We start from the raw sequence: 17,688 nt of genomic DNA on the forward strand, positions 1-17,688 counted from the left end.
CTTTTTTTATCCGCGCACAAGATTTCTCCCTCTGTAGGCTGCAAATCCACCGATCACGGACCTGGTACGACAGCCCTGTCTTGCCAGGCTCCGGGCAGCCTGCATGCTGGCGCCGCCGCGGTCGCAGTAAAATATCAGCAGCTTATCTTTGGGAAAACGATATTTCTGATCCTGTTTTTTCTCAAGATATTCCTCCAGCTCTCTGTATGGAATATTTACCGCGTTCCGGACATGTCCCCTTCTGTAGGCGGCAGAATCCCGGAGATCTATGATAACAGCGTCGCTGCGCTCCACATAATAATCCAGCATTTTTGCAGAAATAGTTTCGATCTGAAACATGGAAAAAATCTCCTCTTTTTGGTATATTATATGGAAGCTTCCGGGTGAATGTTCCCTTATATGTATTTAAGCGGGAAAAGCCATCTCTGACTTTTCCCGCTTTTCTTATCCTTTAATATCTGTCAGAGCCTCTGTCCTTCTCAGAATCATATTCATCGGAAACTTTGTTTCCGTAGCTGCTTTTGGAACTGTTCCTGGAAGAATTTCCCGAACTGTTCTTAGAGCTGTTTTTTCCGCAGTTTCTGGAAGCACTTTCCCCGTGATTTTTTCCTGCATAATTAGACTCATTTCTGTCTGTTTCGTAATTTTTCGCCATTTGAATTACCTCCTGATGAAGTTGATTTTACGGCTTTCCGAAGCTTTCTGCCGCTTTTTATTACAGGAAATAGTATCCCAAAAAGTTTGGAGATTATTCGCCAAAATCATATTGCTTTTTTTTCCAGTTTATATTATAATCATTCTTGTAAAAAGAATTTACCCTTCAAAAATTTTTTTTACATAACCCCTTATTTAATTATTTATACTCCCCTCGAAACACCCGGTAGCTCCCCTACCGGGTGTTTCTCTATACAAAAAACAAGCCGCCGGATGACGATCACAGTCGCTCCGGCAGCTTGTTTTTTTATCCGTTGATCGGATTTACATGCACCATACAGTGCTTTACATCTTTGAATTTATTCTCGATCGTATGATGTACATTTTCCGCAATATCATGTGCATCAAAAAGGGAAATACTTCCATCTGCTGCGATCTCGATATCCACATACATCTTGGATCCGAAAAGACGGGTTTTAAGAAGGTCTACTCTTCTGACGCCCGGTACCTTGAGTATCTCTCTCTTCATGGATTCCTCAGTTTTTGCATCACAGGAATGATCTACCATCTTGTCAATGGCATCCCTGAAAATGTCGATCGATGCCTTGGCGATCATAACGCAGATCACGATACTGGCGATCGGATCCAGAATCGGGTATCCCAGTCTTGCTCCTAAAATACCGACAAAAGCTCCGATAGAGGAAAGTGCATCTGAACGATGGTGCCATGCATCTGCCATCAGGGCTCCTGAATTGATCTTCTTTGCAGCACCTCTTGTATACCAGAACATCCACTCTTTTACCACAATGGATACCACTGCTGCAATCAGTGCAAGTGTTCCCGGAATGGCAATGGTTCCGCCGGATGTGCTTTTTACGATATCACGGGCACCGGTAATTCCGATCCCGAGACCAGTGACAAGCAGCATTCCTGCAAGGACAATGGAAGAGACACACTCCATTCTTTCATGTCCGTACTGGTGCTCTTTGTCCGATTTCTTTGTAGAAAGACGGACACCGATAATTACGATGAAGGTGCTTCCCACATCTGATGCAGAATGAATGGCATCCGAGATCATCGCTCCTGAATGTGCCACAATACCTGCGATCAGTTTAAATACTGATAATAAAAGGTTTACCAGAATACTGATCCCGGATACCTTCATTGCTGTCTGCTGTTCCCATGAAGCTGTTTTTTCTGTATCATGTATAATTGTTTTGTTTTCTGTGTGTTCCATAAACAGAATCTCCTTTTAAATATATGATCAGGTTCTTCTTATGGCACAACATTTTCCGTGAAAAAACCGGCAGTTCCTTCACTACTCGCTGCAGTGCGATTTTCCGCCGGTGTTCTTTCTTTTCTGTATAAGGATATCCCAGCTTCTACCTTCTGTTCCATCCATATTTTGCAGTAAAAAAGACATACCTGCGAAACATACACTGTCCCGCAGATATGTCTGAAAGCAAAGTCACATTCTGCTTCACCTCATATTCCGTGAATGCAGGTTCTTTGCAATTACGTTTAAATCCATATCCGCTGCCGCTTCCTGCGGCCCGGCCCCATGCCTTCGGATAAATATTTTCGATTCCGAAAAGCATCGCCTGCTCAGTTTGTACTGTTGATCTCGCATCCTGTTCGAATGTAATGCAGTGCAAAGAGAATTTTTGCAGTCTTACGGGTCTCCCGCTTAACTTCTCAGAAAGGATACACCATATGCCCTTTGTTAGTCAAGCCAAAGTTTTTTATTTTACAGGTAGATATCTTCAACTTTCTGTTTATTCCATGTCTGGAAACATGCTTCGCACTGCACAGTTCTATATCAAATAATAGCTCCTCAGTTGTTTGTCAAAAAACCGGGAGCGGATAAATCCGCTCCCGGCAGACTGTAGACAAAGTCTATTTTGGCAAAGATTCCAAGAAGCAGTTCTCCTGGCCTTTTCTGAACGCAAAGATTTTTTGGATTTCTTTCTGTCAGAAAAGTCAGCTCGGTATGATTCTGGACACAGGCTGCGGTCTGGTTTCCTGATTCAGGTGCTTTGCAGCGCATCTATCTGTCAATCCGCGCCTGACACCGGTCACTTCCATGAGCTTGCATGACTGATTCTGAGTATCCATCGCTATAATCAGGAAGAGAGATTCCGACAGGATGCTTCCACCGTCGGGTAGCGCTTTATGTCCGTATGCGGGATGAATTTTGCTGCCTGCATGCGAATCAGAAAATCCGGAATGGATGCAAATTGTACGCAGTAAAGATTTTCTGTAAAATATTGAATATCGTCCATTCTGGTGCGGTCAAGCAGCAGAATACGGGCACCGTCCAGAGAGGCGTTGGAGATACAGGTGTATTTCTCACGGGGCTGATCCGGAAAGATGCCGATCGTGATGGCGGATTCCAGATTAGAATGAGCACTAAAAGCACCAGACAGATAAAAATGGGAAATATCTGTCTCCAGACATCCTGCTGACTCAAGCAGACAGTCCATCATGGTGTAGGCAGCGGCTTTGGTATCCAAATATTGTTTAATATCCGTCTGTGAGAAATACAGTGGTTCTCCGCTCCCGGACTCTTCGGCAGTGGCATAGACGGCGGCATACTCCTGTTCCTCCTCCAGATATATGATCCGCGGAGTGACATCTGGATTCAATGTGCCCGCAATATTGATCCATCCATGAAGTCTCATTTGGGCCAGTAGATCGATAATGCCGGAACCGCAGATGCCCACCGGGCGGCTTCCGTCGATCGTGGTAAAGGTCAGGTCTTTGCCGTGGATCGTCACTGTATCTATGGCACCCTTCCCGGCCTGCATACCGAAACGGCTGATATAGCCTTCCAGAGCCGGACCTGCGGCACCAGCGCCGGCTAACATCCATTCGCGGTTGCCGATAACGAGTTCTCCGTTGGTACCGATGTCGAAGAACAGGAGGGTGTCTTCACTTTGGCGGATATCCAGATTCAGAAGTCCGCTTACAATATCTCCCCCCACATAATTGGAGGCAGAGGGGATGATGTAGAGCATTCCGGAAAAATCAAGTCCCAGTTCGCTTCCCCATAACCATCCGGGCTCTGTAGTGACCGGCGCGAAGGGAGAGGAAAATACGGTCCATGCATTCAGCTTTAGCAGAAAATGAATCATGGTCGTGTTGCCGGAGACGATCATGATCGGACAGCTGCGGACTTTGATGTCGGTCTGCGAAGCCAGCTGTCCGATCAGAGACTGAAAGGTTTCAACCGTGACTTTCTGAAGGTCATCCGCATGTCCGGAATCCTCCATGGTATACGTGATGCGAGTGAGAATATCGGTTCCGTAGGTGCGCTGCCCGTTGGTGCCGCGTACCTGTGCAACGACAGCCCCGGTATTTAAGTCGACCAGCTGCATGACAATAGTGGTGGAACCGTAGTCCACAGCAAGTCCATAGTGCATCTGCCGTGTGTCTCCGGCCTCCACATCGGTCACGATCCAGTCCTTTTCCCTGTATACCAGCGTTACTGTGATGTGATAATCACATTCTCTGCACAGGGGGTAAAGCTTTTGCAATATGTGAAGAGGGATTTTGGCATTCTTATATCCAACGTCGGACAACGTCTGACAGATCCTATGCTGGTCACTTTTCGTATCTTCTTCCGTGGGAGGAGTGATCTCAAGATATACTTTTTCACTGAAACATTTCATTTTCATGCCTCCTATGTTAATCGATGCGCCGTTTTGGCAGGTTATCAGAAATACCACCGGCCATTATCGATAGCTGGTCTCTTAATCAATAATTTGCATTTGAAATGGATATCATTCTCTTTTACAGGAACATTCTTTCCTTCTTTACATTCTGGGCATTGAACAATTTTTCCATTTTTCAAGTCTTTGAGCATGCCACCAATGGTTTCCTTTTTCATCGTACTTCTTCCATGATTGTTGGGGATTTTGTTCTATCACGGAATTATTATATTCCTTAAATCATCACTGGTCAATGTCCTCCCTTTTATGCGGAATAATAAAGATCGTCGCTTTTTAAGGAGAAAATGAGAAGTAGGAAGCGGATTTGTGAGAAAACCCAATCATATGGAGCAGGGGATACGTGGTTGGTTAAATGCACCAATACTACGTCGGAAATGATCTAAGGAAAAAGAAAAACATCGCTGCCATGACAGCGATGTTTCAGACTGTAGACAAAGTCCCGGCGAAAGCCGGGCTTTTCTATGTTTACGACCGTTTTTCTGGTATAATACAAATATAAGAAGGGCGGTGTTTTTTATGATGACAAAAAATTCAGATAAAAAAAGGGAACAGATGATAATGCTCTGTATGGATGATATGGTTCCCCAAAACCATATGCTGCGTTTAATTGATAAAGCCATTGACTGGACTTTTATATATGAGCTTGTAGAAGAAAAATACTGCCCTGATAACGGAAGGCCCAGTATGGACCCTGTCATGCTGATTAAGATTCCCTTCATTCAATATCTTTATGGAATCAAAAGTATGAGGCAGACCATCAAAGAGATAGAAGTAAACGTTGCTTACAGATGGTTCCTCGGATTAGACATGCTGGACCCTGTCCCTCATTTTTCAACCTTTGGGAAAAACTACACCCGCCGTTTTAAGGACACAGATCTTTTTGAGCAGATCTTTGCGAAAATATTAGAAGACTGCATGAAATTTAAACTGGTGGACACCGATCAGATCTTTGTGGATTCTACTCATGTGAAAGCATGTGCAAACAACAAAAAAATGCGAAAAAGAGTTGCACATGAACAGGCCCTTTGGTATGAAGAAAAATTACAGAAGGAAATATCCAGGGATCGTGAAGCGCACGGGAAAAAACCTTTAAAGGAAAAAGACAGAAATGATCCCCCATCCGGCGGCGGGAGCGATAATAATACAAAGGAAGAAGAAATTACAGAAGGGATTAAAACGCAGAAATGCAGTACCAGTGATCCGGAAAGCGGCTGGTTCCGTAAAGGCGAGCATAAACATGTTTTCGCCTATGCAGTGGAAACAGCTTGTGATAAACACGGCTGGATCCTGGGATACAGCATTCATCCGGGGAATGAACATGACAGCCGGACATTCAAAACACTTTATGACAAGATAAAGATCTATTCACCGGCTATGATCATTGCAGATGCCGGTTACCGTACACCAGCAATCGCCCATGAATTGTTAGAAGATGGTATCGAGCCTCTGTTCCCATACAAGAGGCCAATGACAAAGGAAGGGTTTTTCCGAAAATATGAGTATGCATATGATGAGTACTATGACTGCTACATATGTCCGGAAAACCATATATTATCCTATCAAACGACAAACAGAGAGGGGTATAGGGAATACGTAAGCTGCGGAGAAATATGTGCCAGTTGCCCCAATCTTCATAGATGTACGGAAAGTAAAGAACACATAAAAGTGGTTACCCGCCATGTGTGGGAAGAATATATGGAGAAAGCGGAGGATATCAGGCATACACTTGGCACTAAACAGATATATGACCTAAGAAAGGAAACAATCGAGAGGATTTTCGGAACAGCCAAGGAACAACATGGATTTCGTTATACACAATACATAGGGAGAGCCCGGATGGAAATGAAAGCGGGGCTTACTTTTGCATGTATGAACCTGAAAAAACTGGCCAGGATACTGGACAAAAGGGAAGAAAGAATATCGACTATCCATAATATTGAGCGGTTATTAAAGGAAAAGACATTTTTAAAAAAAAGTGGTGCTGGAGATTATCTCCAGCACCAACTTTGTCTACAGTCTGCCGGGAGCGGATAAATCCGCTCCCGGTTAAGTCTACGATCTGTATTCAGTTGGAATGACTGATTATGCCTGCGGGCCGGCTGCAACGAGTGCTTTACCAGCTGCATTTCCTTCATATTTAGCAAAGTTCTTAACAAATCTTGTAGCAAGATCTTTAGCCTTTGTCTCCCACTCTGCAGCATCTGCATATGTGTCACGTGGGTCAAGGATTGCAGGATCTACACCCGGAAGCTCTGTCGGAACCTCGAAGTTGAAGAATGGGATCTTCTTTGTCGGAGCTTTAAGGATAGATCCGTCAAGGATAGCATCGATGATACCACGAGTATCTTTGATGGAGATACGTTTTCCAGTTCCATTCCATCCTGTGTTAACGAGGTATGCTTTCGCACCGCTCTTCTCCATTCTCTTAACGAGCTCCTCAGCATATTTTGTCGGATGAAGCTCAAGGAATGCCTGTCCGAAGCATGCGGAGAATGTAGGAGTAGGCTCTGTGATTCCACGCTCTGTACCAGCAAGCTTAGCTGTGAATCCGGAAAGGAAGTAGTACTGTGTCTGCTCCGGTGTCAGGATAGATACTGGAGGAAGTACGCCGAATGCATCTGCGGACAGGAAGATAACCTCTTTCGCTGCCGGTGCAGAAGATACAGGGCGAACAATGTTCTCGATGTGGTTGATCGGATAGGAAACACGTGTGTTCTCTGTTACGCTCTTGTCAGCGAAGTCGATCTTGCCCTCAGCATCAAGTGTTACGTTCTCAAGAAGAGCGTTTCTCTTGATCGCATTGTAGATGTCCGGCTCAGACTCTTTGTCAAGGTTGATAACCTTAGCATAGCATCCACCCTCGAAGTTGAATACTCCGTTGTCATCCCAGCCATGCTCGTCATCACCGATCAGAAGACGCTTAGGATCTGTGGAAAGTGTTGTCTTACCTGTTCCGGAAAGACCGAAGAAGATTGCTGTGTTCTCTCCGTTAAGGTCTGTGTTTGCAGAGCAGTGCATAGCAGCGATGCCCTTCAGCGGCAGATAGTAGTTCATCATGGAGAACATACCTTTCTTCATCTCTCCGCCGTACCATGTATTGACGATAACCTGCTCACGGCTTGTAATGTTGAACATTACAGCTGTCTCAGAGTTCAGTCCTAATTCTTTATAGTTCTCAACTTTAGCCTTGGATGCATTGTAAACAACGAAATCCGGTTCAAAGTTCTCAAGCTCCTCAGCTGTCGGCTGAATGAACATGTTTGTTACGAAATGTGCCTGCCATGCAACCTCAACAATGAAACGGATAGCCATACGTGTGTCTTTGTTAGCTCCGCAGAATGCATCTACTACGAAAAGTTTCTTGTTGGAGAGCTCTTTCTTTGCGATGTCCTTTACTGCTTCCCATGTTTCCTGAGTTGCCGGATGGTTATCGTTCTTGTACTCATCGGATGTCCACCAAACTGTGTCTTTGGAGTTCTCATCCATAACGATATATTTGTCTTTAGGAGAACGTCCTGTGTAGATACCTGTCATTACATTGACAGCACCAAGCTCGCTGACCTGACCCTTCTCAAATCCCTCAAGCTCCGGTTTGGTCTCTTCCTCAAATAATGTCTCGTAGGAAGGATTGTACACGATCTCAGTTGTTCCGGTAATACCATACTTTGTTAAATCGATTTTTGCCATCTTAACATTTACCTCTCTTCTTTAATAGTAATTATGATAGCCACCTACTGCTGCAGGTTTTTGTCATCCTGCCATAGGAATTGGTCATTCCAACATCCCTATCCACAATTATACATAAATTGTACGTAAAAGCAACCAAAAAAATTCATTTTCCGCAAAAAAATGATAAATCTTTAACAGTGACGTTTTGGTACTGTCAGATTTTACTCCATCTATGCTTGACTTTTTCAGAATAATGGCTACAATATATCTGATTATAGTTATTATATATATTTATAATAATAACTATATAATTTTAATATATAGAAAGAAGTGATTTCCGTGTCAGATATTCCGGTTAAACGTAATCATATGAAAATCCCCTGGCACAACTATGTAAGCGCCAGGAACAGCCAGCCCATCACCGAAGCTTCTCTTTCCGAAAAAGCTTCCCTGATCGGCCGTACAGGCATGATACTTCTCTCCTGTGGGACCGGTGCCTGGCGGGTACGGAGTTCCATGAATACATTGTCAGAAGCACTTGGCATCACCTGCTCCGCAGATATCGGACTGATGTCTATAAGCTACACCTGCTTTGACGGTGAGAGCAGTTTTTCCCATGCACTTAGTCTGGCTACCACCGGCGTAAATACTTCCAGGCTGAACAGGCTGGAACATTTTGTCAGTGATTTTCCTGCGGAGGGTATCCATATGAGCGGTGAACACTGCACAGTCAGTTAGATGAGATCGAGCGGATCCACGGGCTTTATTCCCCTGCAGCCCTGGGACTGGCTTCTGCACTGGCCTGTGGTGCATTTACTTTTCTTCTGGGCGGTGGCCCGCTGGAAATGATCCTGGCTTTTGCAGGCGCAGGCATCGGAAACGCCATTCGCTGCAAGCTTGGCAAGCATCATTTTACTCTGTTTATGTGCATTGCAGTTTCTGTTTCCTCCGCCTGTCTTGTATATGCAGGCTTCCTGAAGCTGGCAGAGCTTCTGTTCCACATTTCCGTCCAGCATGAGGCCGGATACATCTGTTCCATGCTGTTTATCATTCCGGGCTTTCCGTTTATCACAAGCGGGATCGACCTTGCCAAGCTGGATATGCGTTCCGGTCTGGAACGACTGGCCTACGCCATTATTGTTGTAATGGTGGCTGCTGTCTCTGCCTGGCTGATGGCACTGCTTCTTCATCTGAAGCCTGTGGATTTCCTGCCTCTGGAGCTTTCGGCATCTCAGAGAATCCTGTTCCGGCTTCTGGCAAGCTTCTGCGGGGTATTCGGCTTTTCGGTCATGTTCAACAGCCCTGTCCGTCTAGCCGCAGCTGCCGCCTTCATCGGCGCACTGTCCAACACTTTACGTCTGGAGTTTCCGCCTCCTGGTTTGCAGCTGCGATCCTGATCATCGTTTCTCTTCCCCTGGGCCTTATTTTCGCCAGGATCCTTACGGACAAAATGTTCCGCTACTGCACCTGATGGGCATACAAAAAGGACTGCTTTCTGTAACTTCCGGTCATCAGCTATCCTTCTGATAACCGGAGCAATACAAAAGCAGTCCTTTTTTGTACATTCTATTTCATTACGATCTCATCAGCGATCCCGATCATTTTTTCCAGGCGGTCCGCAAATTTATGGATGGGGAGAAAAACGCCCAGTCCGTCATAACGTTTGCCACCATCCTCCACAGAATCCTGCCCATAATACACAAAAGCTCTTGGAAGCTTCTTCTGAATTACCATCATGATATCCCATACAGCCGCATAGGCCTGTGCCTCCGTTTCCTTTTCCCTTACGCTGTCCGGAAGCTCATACACCAGCAGCACACCGATATGTTCGCCCATTTTGTACTCTTCTACTTCCATGGTATCTTCATCATAGGCATGGCGCTTCCGGTAGCCATACGCCAGATACATCTTTACGCCCTGCTTCTCCCTGTATATCCTGCGGAACCGGTCGTAATCCCTGTCACTTACATGGATTCCCTTTTCCCGCAGAAAATTTCCTTTTTCATCTGTGAGAAATACCGGATTCTCCTGTCCATCTGCATTGAACCTGAACGGTGCCAGAAAAGAATTTCGCAGAAGATCAAACATACTGTTCTGGCAGATCGCCATAAGGAGAGCAGTCAGATCACGGTTTTTATATGCGTCCAGCAATGCATAGGCGAATTTTTCCGGAGGAAGATATCCGCATTCTATGTCTGTATCCGCATCCATGGATTCATAGAAGGTCTCCGTCAGCCGTCTGCACGCCTCCGGATCCTTCAGGATCTTTTCAAATAAAAGCTCCGCCTTTTCCTCTCTTGGGAATAATGTACTGTTTTCCACAATTCCTCACCCTTTCTAATCTCTATGTTTACTGGAAAACATCAGAATAAAGCTGATCAGAAGCAAAACATCCGATACCCAGATTGCCGGGATCCCCAGCCTCATGGACAGATTTCCTCCGCCACCGGCTCCAATGGCAAAAAAGAAAATTATCCCGAAATAATAAAGAGCCTGCTTCAGCTGTTCCGGACGTTTTTCACGACAATACACGGACAACGCCGCCGTGCCGCTTCGTAAATTTCCGATGCACATAGTGCTTGCATAGGAATAACCGCCCACCTTCCGGAAGGTCTGTACCTGCATGGCGCAGGAAAAGGATACCAGTGCGGTTGCCAGCATATCCAATTCTCCCGGCATAAATCCCACCACAAAAAGGATCAGGATCTCGATCAGCAGGATCATCTGCCTCCAGTGAAGTTTTTTTGCATATTTAAAGGTATTCTGGATTCGCTCCGCCGCTACAACACCAATGGCAAAGGCTAAAACAGGAAACAGATACCTTAAACCGTCTCCCCACTGTCCTGTCATAAAATTATGGCTCATCAGAACCACGTTGCCTGTCTGGGCGTTGGAAAACACCTCATCTCTTGTAAAGTATGTGCAGGCATCCTGAAATCCGCCGGACATTGCCAGAAATACACTTGTGATAAAAGCTTCTGACATCTGCCGGTCCGCATTTTGCAGCTTTCCGCCTCCTGAAACCACTCTAAATCACTCCTGTCATTGATTTTTTTCCTCGGGTGTATTATAGTTTGCTCAGAAGCAAATGTAAAAAGTATTATTAATATCGTAAACATATTAAAATCATATCACAGGATGGAGACAATACATGATCACTTACGACTACTACCGGATCTTTTATTATGTAGCCCAGTATAAGAGCTTTACCAAGGCAGCAAGAGCTCTTCACAACAACCAGCCAAATATCACCCGCTGTATGAACAACCTGGAGCAGGAGCTGAAATGTACGCTCTTTCTCCGCTCCAACAAGGGAATCGCACTTACACCGGAAGGCCGCCAGCTTTATGAACACGTTGCCCTGGCTTTTGAGCAGCTGTCCATCGGCGAGGAGGAGATCCGCCAGAACGGAGAGCTGGAGCATGGTCTGGTTTCCATCGGCGCCAGCGAAAATGCCCTGCGTCTGATCCTTCTGGAAAAGCTGGAGCTGTTCCGCGAGCAATATCCCCATGTTCGCCTGCGCCTCTTTAACCATTCTACTCCTCAGGCAGTACAGGCACTGAAAAATTATGCGGTGGATTTCGCTATTGTCACCACTCCGATCTCCATCCGCAAGCCTTTACAGAAAAAAAGTCTCCTGCGTTACCGGGAGATCCTTGTATGCGGAAGCAAATATAAGGATCTGACCACTGCCCCTATCAGCATCCATGAGCTTCAGGATCTGCCCTTTGTAGGTCTTGCGGAAGGGACCAGCACCAGAGAAATGTATATGAATTACTTTATGGAAAACCGTGTTTCTTTTCATCCTGACATCGAGGCAGCAACTACAGACCAGGTCCTTCCCATGATCGTCCACAATCTGGGAATCGGCTTTTACCCCGAGCCCCTTGCCCGGGAAGTGATCAATGACGGGAAGATTTTTGCCCTTCAGCTTAAGGAGACGCTCCCTCAGAGAGAGGTCTGCTTAGTCACAAACAGCAGTACTGCCATGAGTACTGCTGTCAAAAAAGCTATTGAATTTATTGTGTAAATCCCTGAGGCGGATCAGCCATTTACATTTATTGTTCCACTGTCCGCTCAATATGCATGGCAAGATAACCGATCTCGATAGGGTCCAGCTTTTTCCCAAGGCTTTTGCCCAGGCTCTCGCAGACATCCTCTGCGATCCTGTAGGATTCCGGATATTTTTCTTCTATATATCCATTCATATCCAGCTTCAGTGTCTCCCCTGTGGAGACACGGGCTACCATATATTTGATATGGTTCATCATACGATTGTAGGACAGGGAGATCACATCGATCTTTCTTCCTGTGGCCATCTCGATCATGGCGATGCATTCCCGTACCGTTCTTGCTGTCTGCATGGCAACAGACACCTTTTCATCTCCAAGTGCTGAGTGAATATGAAGTGCCACATATCCCACCTCATGCTCGTCGATCTCAATATCCATCCGCTCCTTCAGGATCTTCTTCAACACCTCCGCCACCTTGAATTCGCTGTAAAAAAGCACCTTGATATCATCAGTCAGAGGATTGCTGATCTGCTCATGATTCCGGATACGTCCCACTGCAAAGGAAATATGATCGGCAAGGGGAAACAGGATCCTTCTGTCTATGGTATCCCCAAAGGTCTTCTCAGCTTCTCTCAATATCTCATCTGCGATCTCCAGAAATTCCGGTGCTACGCTCTTTGCCAGTTCTTTTGCTGAGCCGCGTTCTGTCTCCTGAGCCAGCCTGTAAATAGTACAGTCTGCCGGAGCCTCAAAACGCTGGCTGACCTTCTTTCCAAATCCCACACCTTTTCCCAGAAGTACATATTCCTGGTTTTCTTCCATATTTATGGCAATGATGCCGTTATTGTTCAATACCTTGCTCACTCTGTACATCTTTTTCCCCACCATTTTTATATGTCCTGCTGCTTTTCCACATTCCACCACTGTCTGCCCCGGATTTTCAGTCGACATTTTTATCTGCAGCTGTTGATTTTCTTTATCGTAACAGAATCTTTCTTTTGTGTAAAGCCCTTCTGACAGACAGTTATTTTCTTTGCCACAGGAAAAGCGCGCCCGGGCATTAGGCGCGCTTTTCACAAAACCAATCTTCTATATTATTGCTGAAAAATTTCCTATTCTTCCACAGTCTCTACTGCGAACAGCGGCTCTCCTGCCTTGATCTCTCCATTGGCAAGAAGGCGTACTCTCTGATCATCCTCGATCTCTGTGCAAAGGATCGGCGAACATAAGGACGGAGCGTTTTCTGTAAGATACGGGATGTCAATCTTCATCAACGGCTCGCCTTTTTTTACATGCTGTCCCTGCTCTACCAGGATCTCGAAGCCTTTTCCTTCCAGCTTTACAGTGTCAATGCCGATATGGAGGAGCATAGGAAGATCTGTATCTGTCTGGAATCCGATGGCATGCTTTGTGTCAAAAATAAACTCTACCTCGCCGTCTTCCGGAGCACAGATCACCGGGTCCTTCGGTGTGACTACAGCACCCTCTCCCATCATTCCTTCCGCAAAGCCTTCATCCGGCGCTGTGGAAAGGTCTGCAGCGATACCGGTTACCGGGCTGTAGACAATCGCTGTTCTGAGAACCTTTTTCTCCGGCTGCGTGCTGGCTTCGGATGTCGGAGCTGTGTTCTGAGCAGCCTCACCTGTACTTTCTGCTGTACGCTCTGTATCAGACTGAGCCTGATTTTCCGCATTGTCTGTTTCTTTCTCATTTGCACCTTCAAAATATTCATTCGGCGCTGTCTCCAGATAATCCTCCAGCTTGGATTTGATCACAGTTACCTGCGGACCGTAGATGATCTGCACGCCCTGGCCTTTTTTCACGATTCCTCTGGAGCCTGTTGTTTTCAGAATGTCGTCGTTAACTCTTGCTGCATCATGGACGGTGATACGGAGTCTTGTTGCACAGCAGTCCACATCGCTGATGTTTTTCTTTCCTCCAAGGCCGGCTGTGATGGCTTCACTTACCGGGTCTGCAGATGTACTTCCTGCTGCTTCACCGGCTTTTCCGGATTCTTTTCTCGCGTTTACATCTGCTTTTGTATAAAGCTTTGTTTCTGTGTCGTCATCCTCACGTCCCGGAGTCTTGAAGTTGAACTTTTTGATCAGGAAGGTGAAGATCACATAATAGAGAATAAAGTAAATGATACCTACCGGGATAATCCTGAGCCAGCTTGTCTTTGCATTTCCCTGAAGGATCCCGAACAGGAACAGATCAAGGAAACCGCCGGAAAAGGTAAGTCCTACTGCAATGTTCAGCATATGTGCGATCATATAAGCCGCGCCTGCAAGAACAACCTGTACCGCAAACAATGCAGGAGCTACAAACAGGAAAGAGAACTCCAGTGGCTCTGTGATTCCTGTAAGCATACATGCAAGGGCTGCGGAAAGAAGAAGTCCGCCTGCTGCTTTTTTCTTCTCAGGCTTTGCACAGCGGTACATGGCAAGAGCTGCTCCCGGAAGACCGAAGATCATGAAAATGAACTCTCCGGAAAAATATCTTGTTGCATCTGCGCTGAAATGCGCTACATTTGCGGAATCTGCAAGCTGGGCGAAAAAGATATTCTGTCCGCCCTGTACCATCTGGCCTGCAACCTCCATAGTCCCGCCAACGGCTGTCTGCCAGAATGGCATATAAAATACGTGATGAAGTCCGAAGGGGATCAGCGCACGTTTGATAATACCGAAGATCAGAGTTCCGATATAGCCGCTGCCTGTTACAAGACCACCCAGAGCATAAATACCGTTCTGGACTGCCGGCCATACGAAATACATCAGGATTCCCACAAACATATATACAATGGTGGAAATGATGGGCACAAATCTGGAACCACCGAAGAAGGAAAGTGCGTTTGGAAGCACGATCTTATGAAAACGGTTGTGCAAAGCTGCAACACCAAGGCCGACGATGATACCGCCAAACACACCCATCTGTAAGGACTGAATGCCGCAGACAGAGGTTACAGTACCTTCCAGAACGCTTTTTGCGATCTGTCCGTCTGCTGTGATCTTACCATTTACTACCAGCATACCATTGATGGCTACATTCATAACGAAGTAAGCGATCAGTGCAGAAAGAGCTGCTACCTCTTTCTCTTTTTTTGCCATACCGATGGCCACACCTACTGCAAAGATCAGCGGCAGGTTATCAAATACCGCGCTTCCGACTTTGTTCATAATGATCAGGAGTGCATGTAAAATCGTTCCGTCTCCCAGAATCTTCTGAAGTCCGTAGGTTGCAATGGTTGTTTCATTTGTGAAGGAACTGCCGAATCCAAGAAGCAGGCCTGCCACAGGAAGGATTGCTATGGGAAGCATAAAGGAACGTCCCACTCGCTGCAAAACTCCGAAAATCTTGTCTTTCATGTTTTCTCTCCTTTTCTTTCGACGTTTTGGAGCGGGAGTCTTTTAAGTGGGCAACAAAAAAAGACACCAACCCCCATAAACGTCAAATAATAACATCTATGACTGGTTAATGCCTGCTCATCAGTTACACACCAAATCTGAAATACACTATACGGGTTTTGTTCTTCTGTGTCAAGGAGTAATTTGATTTTTTCCCCCAAATATATCTCCTCATATCACTATCCGCTCCGTTGCCAGCAATCCCTCGCGGAATATTACCTGTGAACAGCAGCCATATAGCTACTATTCTCCGAAAGTATGCAAAAACGAAACAGACCTGAAATTCACTTATCTTGACTTTATTCTTACTTATGATAAGATGAACATAGAATGTCCGGCAGCAATGTTTTTTGCTCAGACAACACTATACATTTCATAAAAACGGAGGTACTTTTCCGATGAATACCATCAAGAAATTCATCCACTACTACGGCCCGTACAAAGCGGTCTTTTTTATTGACCTGATCTGTGCAGCCGTTATCAGTCTGGTAGATCTTGCTTATCCCCAGATTCTTCGTACTATGACAAAAACTCTCTTTACACAGGATAAGGATATTATTCTTCATGCCCTCCCTGTGATTGCAGCTTCTCTTTTTGTTATGTACATTGTGCAGAGCCTCTGCAAATATTATGTAACCTGTCAGGGACATATGATGGGTGCAAAGATGGAACGTGATATGCGCCGGGAGCTTTTTGACCATTACCAGGAGCTGTCTTTTTCCTATTACAGCAGGAATAATTCCGGTCAGATGATGAGCAAACTGGTCAGTGACCTTTTTGACATTTCCGAGTTTGCACATCATGGTCCTGAGAATCTTTTTATCTCTCTGGTAAAGATCGTCGGTGCTTTTATCTTCCTGTTCTTTATCAACAAAAAACTTGCACTGCCGCTGATCCTCCTGGTGATCGTGATGTTTGTGTTTTCCTTCCGCCAGAATGCAAAAATGCAGGAAACCTTCATGGAAAACCGTCGTAAGATCGGAGATGTAAATGCCAGTCTTCAGGATACGCTTTCCGGAATCCGCGTGGTGCAGTCCTTCGCAAACGAGGACATCGAACGTGCCAAATTTAAGAAAAGCAACGAAGCGTTCCTTGTTTCCAAAAGAGATAATTATCACTGCATGGGAAGCTTCATGAGTTCCAATCTTTTCTTCCAGGGCATGATGTACCTGGTAACTCTTGTTTACGGCGGCTATCTGATCGCTCAGGGTGAAATGCAGACTGCAGATCTTGCCATGTATGCCCTGTATATCGGAATCTTTATCAGCCCCATCCAGATCCTGGTGGAACTTGTGGAAATGATGCAGAAGGGTCTTTCCGGTTTCCGCCGTTTCCTGGATGTGATGGAAACAGAATCCGAGATCAGGGATGCACCTGACGCTGTGGATCTTACCGATGTTAAAGGACATGTCCGTTATGACCATGTTTCTTTCCATTACAGTGACGATGAAACTGCGGTACTTTCCGATATCTCTATTGATATCCCGGCTGGAAAATCCATTGCCCTGGTGGGACCTTCCGGAAGCGGAAAAACCACGATCTGCTCTCTCCTGCCCAGATTTTATGATGTGACCGGCGGTTCCATTACTGTAGACGGAAAGGATATCCGCGGGCTGACTCTTAAGAGCCTTCGAAGCCAGATCGGTATGGTACAGCAGGATGTTTATCTTTTTGATGGAACCATTAAAGATAATATTGCCTATGGAAAACCGGGTGCTACCGACGAGGAGATCATCAAAGCCGCCAAATGTGCAAGTATCCATGATTTTATCATGGAGCTGCCGGATGGATACGATACTTATGTAGGCGAACGCGGCACCAGACTTTCCGGCGGCCAGAAGCAGAGGATCTCTATTGCAAGGGTATTCCTTAAGAATCCTCCGATCCTGATCCTGGATGAGGCCACCAGCGCTCTGGATAACGAAAGCGAACGTTGGATCCAGAAGAGTCTGGAGGAGCTTTCAAAAAATCGTACTACCATTACGATCGCGCACCGGCTTTCTACGATCCGTGATGCGGATGAGATCATTGTGATCACAGAGGATGGTATCGCTGAACGCGGTACACATGCTGATCTGCTTGAGAAGAATGGATTGTATGCTGCGTATTACAATATGTAAATAAGATACGAGGGAGGGTCATCTCAGAGTTGCGAAGCCCGAAGCCCCTCCCTCGAGCTCCCACCCTCTTGGGCACGCCAGATTCATCAAGACAGAA

General features: G+C 45.8%; 12 protein-coding genes, 2 pseudogenes and 1 riboswitch. Of the genes and pseudogenes, 4 read left to right on the forward strand and 10 right to left on the reverse strand.

Annotation, left to right across the window (positions count from 1 at the left end):
- Positions 1-6: 6 nt before the first annotated feature.
- From ACTNDQ_RS00570 to ACTNDQ_RS00590, 5 genes are all read right to left on the reverse strand, one after another.
- Entirely contained in the window at positions 7-339 is a 333-nt protein-coding gene (locus tag ACTNDQ_RS00570) for a rhodanese-like domain-containing protein (protein ID WP_015526020.1), read from the reverse strand.
- Between the two features lie 112 nt (positions 340-451).
- Entirely contained in the window at positions 452-655 is a 204-nt protein-coding gene (locus ACTNDQ_RS00575) for a hypothetical protein (RefSeq protein ID WP_441063200.1), read from the reverse strand.
- A 306-nt stretch (positions 656-961) separates the two neighbouring features.
- Positions 962-1,891, reverse strand: a complete 930-nt coding sequence (locus ACTNDQ_RS00580) for a cation diffusion facilitator family transporter (RefSeq protein WP_110103310.1) — start codon at positions 1,889-1,891, stop codon at positions 962-964.
- A gap of 200 nt (positions 1,892-2,091) precedes the next feature.
- Positions 2,092-2,273: riboswitch (NiCo riboswitch) on the reverse strand.
- A 504-nt stretch (positions 2,274-2,777) separates the two neighbouring features.
- Positions 2,778-4,325, reverse strand: coding sequence for an ASKHA domain-containing protein (locus tag ACTNDQ_RS00585; RefSeq protein ID WP_180954769.1), 1,548 nt, complete (start codon positions 4,323-4,325; stop codon positions 2,778-2,780).
- A 44-nt stretch (positions 4,326-4,369) separates the two neighbouring features.
- Positions 4,370-4,543, reverse strand: coding sequence for a hypothetical protein (locus ACTNDQ_RS00590; protein WP_277663816.1), 174 nt, complete (start codon positions 4,541-4,543; stop codon positions 4,370-4,372).
- Between the two features lie 358 nt (positions 4,544-4,901).
- On the opposite strand from ACTNDQ_RS00590, the pseudogene ACTNDQ_RS00595 reads away from it, so the two are divergent.
- Positions 4,902-6,463 (forward strand): annotated as a pseudogene (locus ACTNDQ_RS00595) (IS1182 family transposase).
- Between the two features lie 4 nt (positions 6,464-6,467).
- Here the strand turns inward: ACTNDQ_RS00595 and pckA are convergent.
- Positions 6,468-8,072, reverse strand: a complete 1,605-nt coding sequence (pckA, locus tag ACTNDQ_RS00600) for a phosphoenolpyruvate carboxykinase (ATP) (RefSeq protein WP_441063203.1) — start codon at positions 8,070-8,072, stop codon at positions 6,468-6,470.
- A 351-nt stretch (positions 8,073-8,423) separates the two neighbouring features.
- Here pckA and ACTNDQ_RS00605 point away from each other — a divergent pair.
- Positions 8,424-9,525 (forward strand): annotated as a pseudogene (locus ACTNDQ_RS00605) (threonine/serine ThrE exporter family protein).
- 95 nt (positions 9,526-9,620) lie between these two features.
- Here ACTNDQ_RS00605 and ACTNDQ_RS00610 read toward each other — a convergent pair.
- Together ACTNDQ_RS00610 and ACTNDQ_RS00615 are read right to left on the reverse strand one after the other, a co-directional pair.
- Positions 9,621-10,376, reverse strand: a complete 756-nt coding sequence (locus ACTNDQ_RS00610; protein WP_441063205.1) for a DUF4866 domain-containing protein — start codon at positions 10,374-10,376, stop codon at positions 9,621-9,623.
- A 15-nt stretch (positions 10,377-10,391) separates the two neighbouring features.
- Positions 10,392-11,039 (reverse strand): YoaK family protein, encoded by a 648-nt coding sequence (locus ACTNDQ_RS00615; RefSeq protein WP_278795390.1) that lies wholly within the window; start codon positions 11,037-11,039, stop codon positions 10,392-10,394.
- A 166-nt stretch (positions 11,040-11,205) separates the two neighbouring features.
- Here ACTNDQ_RS00615 and ACTNDQ_RS00620 point away from each other — a divergent pair, with 166 nt between their 5' ends.
- On the forward strand, positions 11,206-12,084 hold the full coding sequence (locus tag ACTNDQ_RS00620; protein WP_278795330.1) for a LysR family transcriptional regulator: 879 nt from the start codon (positions 11,206-11,208) through the stop codon (positions 12,082-12,084).
- A gap of 28 nt (positions 12,085-12,112) precedes the next feature.
- Here the strand turns inward: ACTNDQ_RS00620 and ACTNDQ_RS00625 are convergent, their stop codons facing one another.
- Entirely contained in the window at positions 12,113-12,940 is an 828-nt protein-coding gene (locus ACTNDQ_RS00625; protein ID WP_279199040.1) for a PRD domain-containing protein, read from the reverse strand.
- Positions 12,941-13,179: 239 nt separating this feature from the next.
- Positions 13,180-15,432 (reverse strand): PTS transporter subunit IIABC, encoded by a 2,253-nt coding sequence (locus ACTNDQ_RS00630; protein WP_279199021.1) that lies wholly within the window; start codon positions 15,430-15,432, stop codon positions 13,180-13,182.
- Between the two features lie 437 nt (positions 15,433-15,869).
- On the opposite strand from ACTNDQ_RS00630, the gene ACTNDQ_RS00635 reads away from it, so the two are divergent.
- Complete coding sequence (locus tag ACTNDQ_RS00635) at positions 15,870-17,591, forward strand: ABC transporter ATP-binding protein (RefSeq protein ID WP_441063208.1); 1,722 nt, start codon at positions 15,870-15,872, stop codon at positions 17,589-17,591.
- Positions 17,592-17,688 lie beyond the last annotated feature (97 nt).

This window comes from Blautia massiliensis (ex Liu et al. 2021), assembly GCF_052064225.1.
Classification (GTDB): domain Bacteria; phylum Bacillota; class Clostridia; order Lachnospirales; family Lachnospiraceae; genus Blautia_A; species Blautia_A fusiformis.